Source organism: Photorhabdus sp. RM323S, assembly GCF_042879375.1.
GTDB lineage: Bacteria > Pseudomonadota > Gammaproteobacteria > Enterobacterales > Enterobacteriaceae > Photorhabdus > Photorhabdus tasmaniensis.
In genome coordinates, this window is sequence record NZ_JBHFKZ010000062.1 from 1 (window position 1) to 14,866 (window position 14,866).

Here is a 14,866-nt window from a genome sequence, read left to right on the forward strand (position 1 = left end):
TGCCAAATTTATTACGCCACGATGTTCCACCATCACGCCTTTGGGCACGCCGGTAGTACCCGAGGTATAAATCACATAAGCCAGCTGTCTTGAATGCAGTGATAATATTTGCGGGTTGCTGTCTGGTTGTTCCCAATCCGTATCCGGTGCTAATACCTTCAACCCTTTCAGTGTATCCTGACCCAAAGCCGTACGCCCCATCACATCTGCCACTACCATGGCAGGGGTGGCATCACTTAAAATCCCTCTCAAACGGTCACCCGAATACGCCGGATCCAGCGGGACGTAAGCACCTCCAGCCTTCAATATAGCCAGCAACCCGATCATCATTGACGCAGAACGGGAGACACAAAGCGCAACACGTTGCTCCGGTATCACCCCCTGTGCAATAAGCTCATGAGCCAACCGGTTTGCCCGTCTGTTGAGTTCAGCATAGCTCAGTGTCTCAGCCCCACACACAATTGCTGTCGCATTCGGTGTCCTTTGCACCTGCTGTTCAAATAACTGATGAATACACAACGGATCAGGATAGGCGGTTTCCGTCGCATTCCAGGTTTCCAGCAATAACCTGCGCTCTGCCGGAGCCAAAATATCGATTTCCCCAACGGGCTGTTGAGGATGAACCACCATCGCTTGCAGTACCGTGTGTAGATACCCCACATAGCGTTCGATTGTCTGTTGATCAAACAGAGCCGTGGCATAACCCAGAGCCCCCACAATCCGGCCATTCTCTTCAGACAGTTCCAATTCCAGATCAAACTTAACTGTGTCTGTTTCAAGAACAGAATCAACAAGCGAAACAGCCAACTCCGGTAATTCCCATTCCGGGCTCTCATTGTTCTGCCAGGCAAACATCACCTGGAACAACGGGGTATGCGCCAATCGGCGCGGTGGCTGCACGATTTCCACCACCTGTTCAAACGGCAGGTCCTGATGCGCCTGTGCCGCCAATGCGGTTTGCCGCACACGCGCCAGCAATTCAATGACATTCGGCGCATCCGATAAATCAATACGTAAAGCCAGCGTATTGACAAAGAAACCGATCAGGGGTTCCACTTCCTGGTGACTGCGGCCCGCACTCGGTGTGCCGATAACCAGATCGTCCTGACCTGACAGGCGTGATAGGACCATCGCCCAGGCTGATAACAGGGTCATGAATAACGTAACGCCCTGCTGTTCGCTCAGGTGCTTAAGAGATGCCGTTAATTCCGCATCCAGATCGATGAACATAACCCCCCCGGCAAACGACTGCTGAGGCGGACGAGGCCGATCGGTTGGCAAATCCAGCAACACGGGGGCGTCAGCCAGCATGGTACGCCAATAGTCCGATTGCGTCTGGATCCGTTCAGCCGATAGCCACTGACGCTGCCAAGCAGCGTAATCAGGATATTGAATCGCCAGTGGTGGCAAGGGATCACGTTGCCCGGCCAGAAAAGCCGTATAGAGCGTACTCAATTCACTTATCAGCACGCCGACAGACCAGCCGTCTGATACAATGTGATGCTGGGTAAACAGGAATTGGTATTCGTCATCGGTGAGCCGGATAAGAGAGGCGCGGATCAGCGGGCCATGACTGAGATCAAATGACGTACTGGCTTCCCCGATGCTCAGATGTTCAAGCACAGTTTCGGCATCCGCTACCCCACGCAGATCATACTGGGACAACGGCACCCCACGGTCCGCCGCCAGCAGTTGCACTTGTGGCTGACCATCAACGGAGACGAAGACGGAACGTAACGCTTCATGACGGGCAAACAACGTGTCGAGTGCCTGCTGCCAGGCAACGATATCCAGCTGACCACACAAGCGCAGTACCATCGAGATATGATAAATATCACTGACGCCCTCAAACTGGGCAAGGAACCACAAACGCTGTTGAGCGAATGACAACGGCAACGCCCCTTCGCGGGATATCGGCAGAATGGTGGGTAATATCTTGCGCTGTTCATCAAACCGGATACGCATTGCCTCAGCAAAGGCCATTAACGTGGACATTTCAAACAATACGCTCAGTGGCAGTTCGACACCCAGCGCCGCTATCCGGTTCATCATCCGTACCGCCAACAGCGAATGACCGCCCAACGCAAAGAAGTTGTCATACCGGCTGATCTGTTCAATCCCCAGAACTTCACACCAAATCGCCGCCAGCTCAATTTCAGCTTCCCCTTGCGGTGCTTCATAGGCCTGACGGGCAAAGGCTTCCTCGCCTGGTACCGGTAATGCCCGGCGATCCAGCTTGCCATTCGGGGTCTGTGGGAAGGTATCCAGGCGCACAAAGGCCGCCGGTATCATATAATCAGGTAAAATCGCACTCAGGTGCTCACGCAAGCAGGCAACTAACCCGTCATTCGCTTCCGCCACCACATAAGCCACCAGACGTTTATCCTGCCCATCTTCCCGCGCCAGTACTGCCGCCTCTTGTACCGCTGGGTATTCCAGTAACCGGGTTTCAATTTCCCCCAGTTCAACCCGGAAACCCCGGATCTTAACCTGCTGGTCGTTACGGCCCAGGAATTCCAGGTCACCGTCCGGCAGATAGCGAGCCAAATCCCCAGTCCGGTACATCCGCGCACCAGATACCGGACTAAAGGGATCCGGTATAAAACGTTCTGCGCTCAATTCCGGCCGGTTCAGATAACCCCGCGCCACCCCGACACCACCAATATACATTTCGCCAATGCAGCCTAATGGCACCGGTTGACCGTATTGGTCCAGCAGGTAGATGCAGGTATTTTTAACCGGCTGGCCAATAGAACAATCATCTTCTAGGGATAACACCTCTTTATAGGTCGCAATCACGGTATTTTCAGTCGGGCCATACGTATTTAATAGCCGTGGACGATAAGTTTCCTGTATAAACCACAGTTGAATAGCTCTCTTCTGTACCGCCTCACCACCTATAATGATTAACTTGAGACAATTCGGCAGCGGTAATGCTTTGTCTCTGGCCACCAATTCAGACCAGAATAAAGTCGGCAGCGATATCACCGTAATACGGTTTTGTCGGATTAAGGTGATAAATTCCTGCATCGAAGTCAGCCAGCTATCATCACGAATAACCAGCGTCGCTCCATTGCATAATGACGAGAAAAATTCTTCCACTGAAACATCAAAAGAAAAAGAAGCAAATTGCAGCACCCGGTCTTGCTCCGTGACGGCATAGGTCTCATTAAAGCCCAGATACCGTTGATACATCGCCTGATGCTCTACCATCACCCCTTTCGGCTGCCCGGTTGAACCGGAGGTGTAAATCACATACGCCAAATGCCGGGGCGTCAACGCCGGGACCTGCGGGTTACTGGCCGGCTGGTCGGGCAGCGTATTCGGGTCAAGTACCGTCAGCCCCGCCAGCGCCTCCTCGCCCAGCGCCGCCCGTCCAACCGCATCAGCCAACACCACTGCCGGGGCTGTATCATTCAAGATATACGCCAAACGTTCTCCCGGGTAAGTTGAGTCCAGCGGCACATAAGCCCCGCCAGCTTTCAGCACCGCCAGCAATCCCACCACCATCGCCGGGGAACGTGCCACACAAATCACCACCGGCTGGTCGGGTGTGACGCCCAACGCAATCAGTTGATGGGCCAGACGGTTGGTGCAGGCATTTAATTCGGCATAACTGAGCGTCTGCTCTTGATACACCAGTGCCGTTGCCTCCGGAGCCCACTCCACCTGTTGCTCAAACAACTGATGAATACATAACGCGTCAGGATAGGCGGTTTCCGTGGCATTCCAGGTTTCCAGCAACAGCGTGCGTTCCGTTTCCGGCAGGATATTCAGCGCCCGTACCGGCGTCTCCGGTGCCTGCTCAAGCGCCTCCACCAGACTCTCCAGCGCCTGCTGCATATAACCGCATATTCTGTCCGGATCAAACGGCTGCACTGCACTCGCCGTCAGTCCCAAAGTGGAACCCCCGTCCTCCACCGACAACCCAAAGGGATAGTTAGTGCTCTCCTGTCCGCCCAGGAATTCAATCCCGGCCATCGTTTCATTCAGCGGATCCAGTTGATCATTATGCCGATAGTTCAGCAGGGCACTAAAAAGCGGCGTACCACTGGCAACCCCGCTGCACCGCTGGGCCAGCGCCAGTGAAGCATGCTCATGCGCCAGCAACCCGGCCAGCCGTAAATGGGCCGCCCGCACGCTGTCCCTAACCGGGGTATCATCGATATCCAACCGTAACGGCAGGGTATTGATAAACAGCCCCATCCCATTGTCAGCCCCTTCTCCCGCCGCCATGCGCCCAAACAGCACGGTACCAAACACCACTTTCTCCTGACCACTGGTACGCGATAACACCTGGGCCCAGGCCAGATGGCACAGCGCCGCCAGACTGACACCCAAATGCCGGGCCTGATAGCGAAGACGGTCATTCAACCCAGCCGTCAGCATCCGGTAGGATGTTGTCTCCTGCGATCCATCATGATGCACATCCGCCAGCCCAAACGGCAGTGTGGGTTCAGCCACCACCGCCAGCATGTTGGTAAAGAAGCGGGTATGTTCCTCCTGACTGATACCCAACCGGGCCTGCGCCACCAGATTGCGGAACGGCACCGGCGCAGGCAGGCCGTCTTCCTGACCAGTAAGATACGCTTGTACTTCGCGATTCATCACATCCAGCGTGGTATGGTCACCAATCAGGTGATGCAGCAATTCCAGTAGTAACCAGCGGCCATCGGTTTCCTGAGCCACGACAAAACGCAGCAGCGGTGCCTGCCCCAAATCAATACGATAATGACGGGGATCAAAACGTTGCACCAGTTGATCGCCAACCGGCCCATCAGCCGGGTCCAACGTCAATTCAGTGACCGACAATGGTGCCTGACGCCAGACCACCTGCGCTGGCACGGACAATCCTTGCCAGATAAAGGCGGTACGCAGAATATCGTGCCGATCAACCATCTGTTGTACTGCGGCCAAATAACGGTCCAACAGCAGCCGGTCAGCAAAAGCCATCTGGCTGACTAACAAATAGGGATCCCCTTCGTTTGCCAGTAAGTGGTGAAACAAAATACCATCCTGCAATGGCGACAGGGCATAGATATCCTGAAGATTAGCCACCCCACCCGGTACCTGTTCAATGATGCTGTCAATCTCAGGCTGAGTCAGATCAATCAACGGCAACATAGCAGGTATGAGTTTCGTCGTTTCTGGTGTAATCACATTAGCCGGTACCATCACCGCACGATGTCGTCCCAACGTTTGGGCCAGTGCCGACAACACCGGCGACTGGAACAAATCACGCGCCGTCAGCGTCAACCCCTGGTGACGCAAGCGTTCAATCATGCGTACCGCGAGCAGTGAATGGCCGCCCAGAGCAAAGAAGCTGTCATGCCGGCTGACCTGTTCAACCCCCAGTAATTCACGCCAAATAACCGACAGGGCAATTTCCGTTTCGCCTTGCGGTGCCGCGTAAACCTGACGGGCAACCGCTTCACCATCCGGTGCCGGTAACGCATGACGATCCAGCTTACCGTTCGGGGTCAATGGAAACGCCTCCAGACGCACAAAAGCCGACGGCACCATATAATCAGGTAAAGTTGCACTCAGGTGGGCACGCAGGTTGTTCATCAGCGCCTCATCCGCTGTTGCCACCACATAAGCAACCAACCGTTTATCCGCCCCTTCACCCAATGCCAACACTGCAACCTCACGCACCGCCGGGTGTTCTGCCAACCGGGCCTCAATTTCACCCAGTTCAATCCGGAAGCCGCGGATTTTAACCTGTTGATCGTTACGGCCCAGAAACTCCAGATTGCCGTCTGGCAAATAACGCGCCAAGTCCCCGGTGCGGTACATGCGTGCATCCGGGTTATCACTGAACGGATCAACCAAGAAACATTCGGCGGTCAATTCAGCACGATTAAGATAACCACAAGCAACTCCATCGCCCCCAACATAAATCTCTCCGGCCACCCCCAACGGCACCGGCCGACCATACGCATCCAGCAAATAAACCCGCGTGTTGGCTACCGGCCGACCAATAGGGATGCGGATTGCTCCCTGTGCTAATGCAGTGATACGGTATGTCGTGGTAAAGGTAGTGCTTTCACTCGGCCCATAGCCATTCAATAACTGTTGTGGCGGATTCGTGCTCAGTACCTGCCCAATAACATGGGGATCAAGAGCATCTCCCCCGACAATCAGGAGCTTTATTTGCGGAAGAACCGGAGACAGCTCCGCCGCCAGCTGGTTAAACAGTCCGACACTCAGCCACAGCACAGTCATTCGCTGAACCTGTAGAACGTGTACAAACTCCAGCGGTGTCAGCAACGTGACACGATCGACCACCACTAACGCGCCGCCATTAAGCAACGGTGCCCAGACTTCAAACGTGCTGGCATCGAAAGCCGGATTAGCGGCAAAGGCCACCCGATCATCCGGTCCAATTTCAGCATAGCCATTATTGATGACCAGCCGGACCACCGCACGATGAGGCACCAGAACCCCTTTAGGTGTACCGGTAGAACCGGAGGTATACATAATATACGCTGACCCGGCGCTGGAGCGCGGTAAACCAAGGTTGAGGCAATCTTCCCCGCTGCCCGTGTCTGTCTCACCAAAGAGACGAAACAACGGAACAGTCAGGTTAGCGGGAATATCCGTCCGTGTATCGGTGAGCAGCAATTTGGCTGAACAATCGCTTATCAGCCAGTTTTTCCGTTCATCCGGCACACTGGGATCAATCGGCACGTAAACGCCGCCAGCTTTAAGGATAGCCAATTGAGCCACCACCAGCTCCATCGATCGCTCTAACAAGAGCGCAACATGGTCACCGGGGCAAACCTCTTGTTCAATCAACTGACGAGCCAACCGGTTAGCACGGGCATTCAGTTCCGTATAGCTCAGAGTCTTCTCTCCCGCTATCAGTGCCGTCGCTTCCGGGGCTTTCTCCACCTGCTGTTCAAACAACTGATGGATACACAACACATCAGGATACACAGTTTCCGTGGCGTTCCAGGTTTTTAACAACAACGTACGTTCCGCTTCCGGCAAGATTTCCAATGCCCGAACGGGCATTTCCGGAACTTGCTCAAGCGCCGCCACTAGACTTTCCAGCGCCTGCTGCATATAACCGCATATCCTTTCCGGATCAAACGGTTGCACAACCTGAGCCGTCAGCCCCAGGGATTCAGAAAAATCCTCCACCGACAGCACAAACGGATAGTTGGTCCGCTCCTGTTCATTCAGAAATTCAATCCCGTCCATCGTTTCATCCAGCGGATCCGGTTGAACATTATGTCGATAGTTCAACAGGGCGCTGAAGAGGGGCGTACCGCTGGCAATCCCACTGCACCGCTGGGCCAGCGCCAGTGACGCATGTTCATGCGCTAATAATCCAGCCAGTCGGGTATGGGCAGCCTGCACGCTGTCCCGTACCGGCGTATCATCGATATCCAGCTGTAATGGCAAGGTATTAATAAACAGCCCCATACCATTGTCAGCGCTGTCCCCTGCCTGCATCCGCCCAAACAACACCGTGCCGAATACCACTTTCTCCTGCCCGCTGGTACGCGACAACACCTGTGCCCAGGCCAGATGACACAACGCCGCCAGACTGACCCCCAAACGCCGGGCCTGACTGCGCAGACGATCATTCAACTCAGGCACTAACATCCGGTGGGATTCCGTCACCTGTGAGCCGTCGCGGTGCACCTCTGTCAGCCCGAATGGCAGCGTCGGTTCATCTACCGCCGCCAGCATCTCGGTAAAGAAATGGGTATGCGCTTCCTGACTTACCCCCAACCGGGCCTGCGCCACTAAATTGCGGAAAGGAACCGGCGCAGGCAGGCTATCCGCCTGACCAGTAAGAAGCGCCTGTACTTCACGGTGCATCACTTCCATTGTTTCATGGTCGCCAATCAGGTGATGCAGCAATTGCAGAACAATCCAGCGACCATCGGTCTCCTGCGCCACCATAAAGCGCAATAACGGCGCTTCGCTCAGGTCGAGACGATGATAACGCGGATCAAAGCGCCGAGTTAACTGGTCACTCACCGGACCGTCAACCGGGTTCAGTGTCAACTCAGTCACCGACAATTGGGCCTGACGCCAAACCACCTGCGCCGGCACTGACAATCCTTGCCAGATAAAAGCCGTACGTAAGATATCGTGCCGATCAACCACTCGTTGAACGGCGGTCAGATAACGATCTAACAGAGACCGGTCAGCAAAGGCCATCTGACCCGTCAACAGATACGGATCCCCTTCGTTTGCCAGCAGGTGGTGGAATAAGATACCGTCCTGCAACGGCGACAGGGCATAGATATCCTGAATATTGGCTGTTCCGCCCGGCACCTGTTCAATGATGCTGTCAATCTCAGCCTGAGTCAGATCAATCAGCGGCAACATCGCCGGCGTCAGTGCCGTGGCTGCCGGGGTGATGGCGTTAGGCGGCACTGTCACAGCCTGGTGCTGTCCCAGTGACCGGGCCAGTTCAAACAGCACCGGAAACTGGAACAGATCACGCGCCGTCAGTGTCAATCCCAGATGACGCAAGCGTTCAACCATCCGTATCGCGAGCAGCGAATGACCACCCAAGGCGAAGAAACTGTCATGCCGGCTAACCTGTTCAATTCCCAGTAATTCACGCCAAATCGCCGCCAGGGCCATTTCCGTTTCGCCTTGAGGCACGGCGTAAACTTGATAAGCAAAGGCTTCATTGTCCGGTGCCGGCAATGCCCGGCGATCCAATTTACCGTTAGGAGTCAATGGAAATGCATCCAGACGCACAAAAGCTGACGGCACCATATAGTCAGGTAAAATGGCACTCAGGTGGGCACGCAGGCTGTTCACCAACCCGTCATCCGCTGGCGCCACCACATAGGCCACCAGCCGTTTATCCGGACCTTCCCCCCGAGCCAGCACAGCAGCTTCATGCACCGCTGGATGCTCTGCCAGATGCGTCTCAATTTCACCCGGTTCAATGCGGAAGCCCCGGATTTTAACTTGCTGATCATTACGGCTCAGGAATTCCAGATTACCGTCCGGTAGATAACGGGCCAAATCCCCGGTGCGGTACATACGCGCATTCGGGTTATCACTGAATGGATCAACCAAGAAACGTTCGGCGGTTAACTCAGGGCGATTGAAATAACCCTGAGCAACTCCATCTCCGCCGACATAAATTTCACCGATCACCCCTGGCGGTACCGGCTGCTCATAGGCATCCAGCAGATAAACACGGGTATTCGCGATTGGCCGACCAATAGGAATGCGGGTTACACCCTGTGCTAACGCCACGATAGGGTATATCGTGGTAAAGGTGGTTCCCTCACTCGGACCATAGGCCTGCAATAATTGTTGTGGCGGACGATTATCCAGAACCTGGGCAATTACATGTAAATCAGGGATATCTCCCCCGAAAATCAGGATCTTAATCTGTGGAAGAACCGGGGATAACTCTGCCGCCAGCCGGTTAAACAGCCCGATAGTCAGCCACAGCACCGTGATGCGATGAGCCTGGAAAGCCGGTACCAACTCTTGTGGTGTCAGCAACGTGGCATGGTCGATAACCACCAGCGCACCGCCGTTGAGCAACGGTGCCCAGACTTCAAACGTGCTGGCATCAAACGCCGGGTTAGCCGTAAAAGCCACCCGATCATCCGGTTCAATTTCGGCATAGCCATTATTGATAACCAACCGAACTATCGCACGATGCGGCACTAAAACCCCTTTTGGTGTACCGGTCGAACCGGAGGTATACATGATATACGCTAATCCATCGCTGGAACGCGGTAAATCAGGGTTAAGGCGATCTTCCTCGCTGCCCGGATCTGTCTCATCCGAGAAGCGCAACAGCGGAACAGCCAGATTAGCCGAAATATCAGTCCGTGTATCAGTGAGCAGTAACCTGGCTGAACAATCGCTTATCAGCCAGTTTTTCCGCTCATCCGGTACACTGGGATCTATCGGTACGTAAACAGCCCCCACTTTGAGAATAGCCAACTGAGCCACCACCAGTTCTATCGATCGCTCCAACAGAATCGCAACATGATCATCCGGGCGAATTCCCTGTTCAATCAGTTGATGGGCCAGCCAGTTAGCCCGAGCATTCAGTTCCGTATAGCTTAGGGTTCTATCTCCCGCTATCAGCGCCGTCGCCTTCGGGGTCTTCTCCACTTGCAGCTCAAATAACTGATGAACACATAACTGGTCAGGATACACGGTTTCCGTGGCGTTCCAGGTCTTTAACAACAAGGCACGTTCCGCTTCCGGCAAGATTTCCAATGCCCGAACAGGTATGTTCGGGCATTGCTCCAGGGCTTCCACCAAACTTTCCAGCGCCTGTTGCATATAACTGCACAGGCTTTCCGGATCAAACGGTTGCACTACCTGAGCCGTCAACCCCAGAGTAGTGGTGCCGTCCTCTACCGACAGCACAAACGGATAGTTGGTCCGCTCCTGTTCACCCAGGAATTCAATCCCAGCCATCGTTTCATCCAGCGGATCCGGTTGAACATTATGACGATAGTTCAACAGGGCGCTAAAAAGGGGTGTACCGCTGGTAACCCCGCTGCACCGCTGGGCCAGCGCCAGTGACGCATGTTCATGGGCCAGCAACCCGGCCAGTCGCAGATGCACCGCCCGCACGCTGTCCCGTACCGGGGTATCATCCATATCCAGCCGCAACGGCAGAGTATTGATAAACAACCCCATGCCATTACCAGCACCTTCACCTGCCGCCATACGCCCAAACAGCACAGTACCGAATACCACTTTCTCCTGACCGCTGGTACGCGACAACACCTGCGCCCAGGCCAGATGACACAACGCCGCCAGACTGACGCCCAAACGCCGGGCCTGACTGCGCAGACGGTCATTCAACCCGGCGGTCAGCATCCGGTAGGATTCCGTCTTCTGAGATCCATCACAATGCACATCCGTCAGCCCGAACGGTAGCGTCGGCTCCTCCACCGCCGCCAGCATGTCGGTAAAGAAATGGGTATGCGCGGCCTGACTTACCCCCAGCCGGGCCTCCGCTACCAGATTGCGGAAAGGAACCGGCGCAGACAGGCTCTCCCCCTGCCCGGTAAAATACGCTTGCACTTCACGGTGCATCACTTCCATTGTTTCATGGTCGCCGATCAAGTGATGCTGCAACTCCAGTAAAAACCAGCGTCCATCGGTTTCCTGAGCGATAACAAAATGCAACAACGGGGCCTGATTCAGATCAAGACGATAGTGATCCGGATCAAAACGCCGGGTTAACTGGTCAATGACCGGGCCGTCAGCCGGGTCCAGCGTCAGTTCCGTCACCGGCAAGGTCGCCTGACGCCAAACCACCTGCGCCGGCACAGATAATCCTTGCCAGATAAACGCCGTACGCAGGATGTCATGGCGATCAACCACCTGTTGCATCGCCGCCAGATAGCGATCCAGCAAAGTGCGGTTAGCAAAAGCCACCGGATAGAGCACCAAATACGGGTCGCCTTCCTTTTCCAATATGTGGTGGAACAGGATACCGTCCTGCAACGGCGACAGCGCATAGATATCCTGAATATTCGCCATCCCGCCCGGCACCTGCCCGACAATATGATCAATCTCAGGCTGAGTCAGCTCAATTAGCGGCAACATCGCCGGTGTCAGCGCCGTGGTGGCCGCTGTAATGATATTCGGTGGTACTATCACGGCCTGATGCCGTCCCAACGTTTGAGCCAGATCTGACAGCACCGGCGACTGGAACAGATCACGCGCTGCCAATGTCAACCCCAGGTGACGCAAGCGTTCAATCATCTGCACGCCGAGCAGTGAATGACCGCCCAACGCAAAGAAGCTGTCATGCCGGCTTATCTGCTCAATACCCAGTAACTCGCGCCAAAGGACGGCAATGGCGATCTCAGTCTCCCCTTGTGGGGCTTCATAAATCTGCCGGACAAAATCGGCTTCCCCCGGTTCAGGCAACGCCCGACGATCCAGCTTGCCATTCGGGGTCTGCGGAAAGGATCCCAGACGCACAAAAGCTGCCGGGACCATATAGTCAGGTAAAATGGTACTCAGGTGTTCACGCAAATCGGCAGCCAATCCCTCATGTACTGCCGCCACCACATAGGCAACCAAACGTTTGCCCTGCTCACTATCCAACGCCAACACCGCCGCCTCTTGCACCTCCGGGTGTTCCAGCAACCGGGTTTCAATTTCACCCAGCTCAATACGGAAGCCGCGGATTTTAACCTGCTCGTCGTTACGGCCCAGAAATTCCAGATCACCGTCCGGCAGATAACGTGCCAAATCCCCGGAGCGATACATCCGCGCGCCGGCTACCGGGCTAAAAGGATCCGATGTAAAACGCTCTGCGCTCAATTCCGGCCGGTTAAGATAACCCCGCGCCACCCCGACGCCGCCAATATACATTTCACCCACGCAGCCTAATGGCACCAGTTGACCATATTGGTCCAGCAAGTAGATGCGGGCATTTTTAGCTGGCCGGCCAATAGAATGCGTATCGGCTGGGGATAACACCTCCTTATAGGTCACTGTCACGACATTTTCCGTCGGACCATAACCGTTCAACAGCCGGGGCCGGGGGCCTTCCTGCCTGAACCAATCCTGAATGGCGTTCTTTTTGACCGCCTCACCCCCAATGATGATGAGCCGGAGACAATCCGGCAGCGGTAACCCCGTCTCTCTAGCCGCCAGTTCAGACCAGAACAGAGTCGGTAGTGACACCACCGTAATACGATATTGCCGGGTTAAATTAATAAATTCCGGCATCGACGCTAACCAACTGTCATCGCGAAGAACCAACGTAGCCCCGTTACATAATGACGAAAAGAAATCTTCCACTGAAACATCAAAGGCAAAAGCGGCAAATTGCAACAGCCGGTCTTGCGCCGTAACGGCATAGGTGTCATTAAAGCCCAGATAACGTTGATAAATCGCCTGATGCTCTACCATCACCCCTTTCGGTTGTCCGGTTGAGCCGGAAGTGTAAATCACATACGCCAGATGCTGTGGCGTCAACGCCGGGACTCGTGGATTGCTGTCCGGCTGGTCTGGCCGGGTATTCGGGTCAAGCACTATCAGCCCCGCCAGCGCAGCTTCACCCAACGCCACCCTCCCAGCCACATCAGCCAGGACCACTGCCGGAGCCGTATCATTCAGGATATACGCCAGACGTTCTCCCGGATAAGTTAAATCCAGCGGCACATAAGCGCCACCAGCTTTCAGTACCGCCAGCAAAGCCACCACCATCGCCGGCGAGCGTTCCACGCAAATCGCCACCCGCTGGTCCGGTGTGACCCCCTGCGCAATCAGTTGATGGGCCAGACGGTTAGCCCGGCTATTCAATTCCGCATAACTGAGGCTCTGTTCTTGATATTCTAACGCTGTGGCCTGCGGAGCCAGCTCTGCCTGTTGCTCAAACAGCTGATGAATACATAACGGATCAGGATAAGGGGTTTCCGTGGCATTCCAGGTCTCCAGTAACAATGTACGTTCAGCCTCCGGCAACACATTCAGCTGCCCGACAGGGATGTCATCACCATTCCCTTGCGACAATGCCAACACCGGTAAGTGTTCGCTCATCCGCTGAACCACTTCCCCACTCAAACGGTTTGCATCGTAGATCCAGCGAAAACCACCCTGTGCATTCACCTGGAGTGTTAGCAACTCACCGGATACCTTCTGATCACACTGTTTGTCATCCTGTATCACCGAGACGGCGATCTGCCACGGCCAGCGGGTTGTTAATGCCGGGATAGCCTGCAACGAAGGAAAGCGAATAAGGAGATCATGACTAAATGTCTGGTGCCACACCAACTGAGCAAGCAGGTTATCAATCCCGTCAGCTACCGCCCTCCACGGCTTATCAAACGCCACCTCAACGGCCATAGGCACCACCGGTGCCAACTCTGTCAGGTCATCGTTTGCCTTCACGCCCCAACCAATTTGGAATTCGGTCTGCTGAGTCAGGCGCGCAAGGTAAATAACAAATGCCTGCAACAGCATTCGCAATGGGTCCTCTTCCCCGTTTTTTGGCAACGGGGACTGCCAAAGGCTGATTGCCCATCTGGGCTCCACTTGCTCCCTAGCGGTCTCAAAAGGTAACTGGGATGATTGCAAAGCGGCAAGGCGTTCGTACCAGAATAATTCACTGAGTGTGAGCGCCTTGAGAACATTCTTTGTATTTTTAATCTGTGAGGAAGCGTCATTTACGTTAGTTATATTTTCTGACGCCGGTGGAAAGAGTTCGGCGTTAAGAGCACTTCCTGCTTGAGCCATGCTATCTTTCATTTTCTACTCCAACGAATCTGCTAGAAATTTGAAAACTGTCATTCCTGACAGCCATCACCCGTATTTTTCTTACTTCTTACCCCCAAGAAATAAAAACGGATACATCCGACATCTCTTCAAAATACACAAATACGGGATGCCATAGCCCGGTTAATAGCCATATCATTAACAACGCTACGATGCTAATTCCCCTGATAACGAAATAAATAATTCAATTCATGACACAGAATAAAACATTCCATTTTCACTCCTGTTCTTTAGATTAATTCTCTATAATCCCCATTAGCTGATGATAAATAACACAATTAAAGACAAGCTAATTGCCTGCATTTATTATGTGTATTTAACAAAAATATAACTTTAGATTAAAAACAATCACATACGATATTATTTTATAACAACAAAATAGTACCACTCGTGTAGATGCCATAAACAAACCTACACCTACTTAAGCACATTGCTTTATAACGATTAGATTCCATTGCAAATAGAAACGTTATTTCACCCAATACCACTAAGAAACAATTATAATTTAGAATTAACTCCACCACATATTATTCTATAATAATAAAATAATGTAGCAGGCGTAATTATTAACTCCGTATGGTATTGATTAAAATGACAAATGCTCCAG

The 14,866-nt window shown here is 53.8% G+C and carries 1 protein-coding gene; it reads right to left on the reverse strand.

Translation table 11 applies throughout. The annotated features are described in order from the left end of the window. A partial coding sequence (locus ACGF7G_RS19260; RefSeq protein WP_387467635.1) for an amino acid adenylation domain-containing protein occupies positions 1–14,232 on the reverse strand: 14,232 nt, incomplete at its 3' end. Positions 14,233–14,866: the final 634 nt, after the last annotated feature.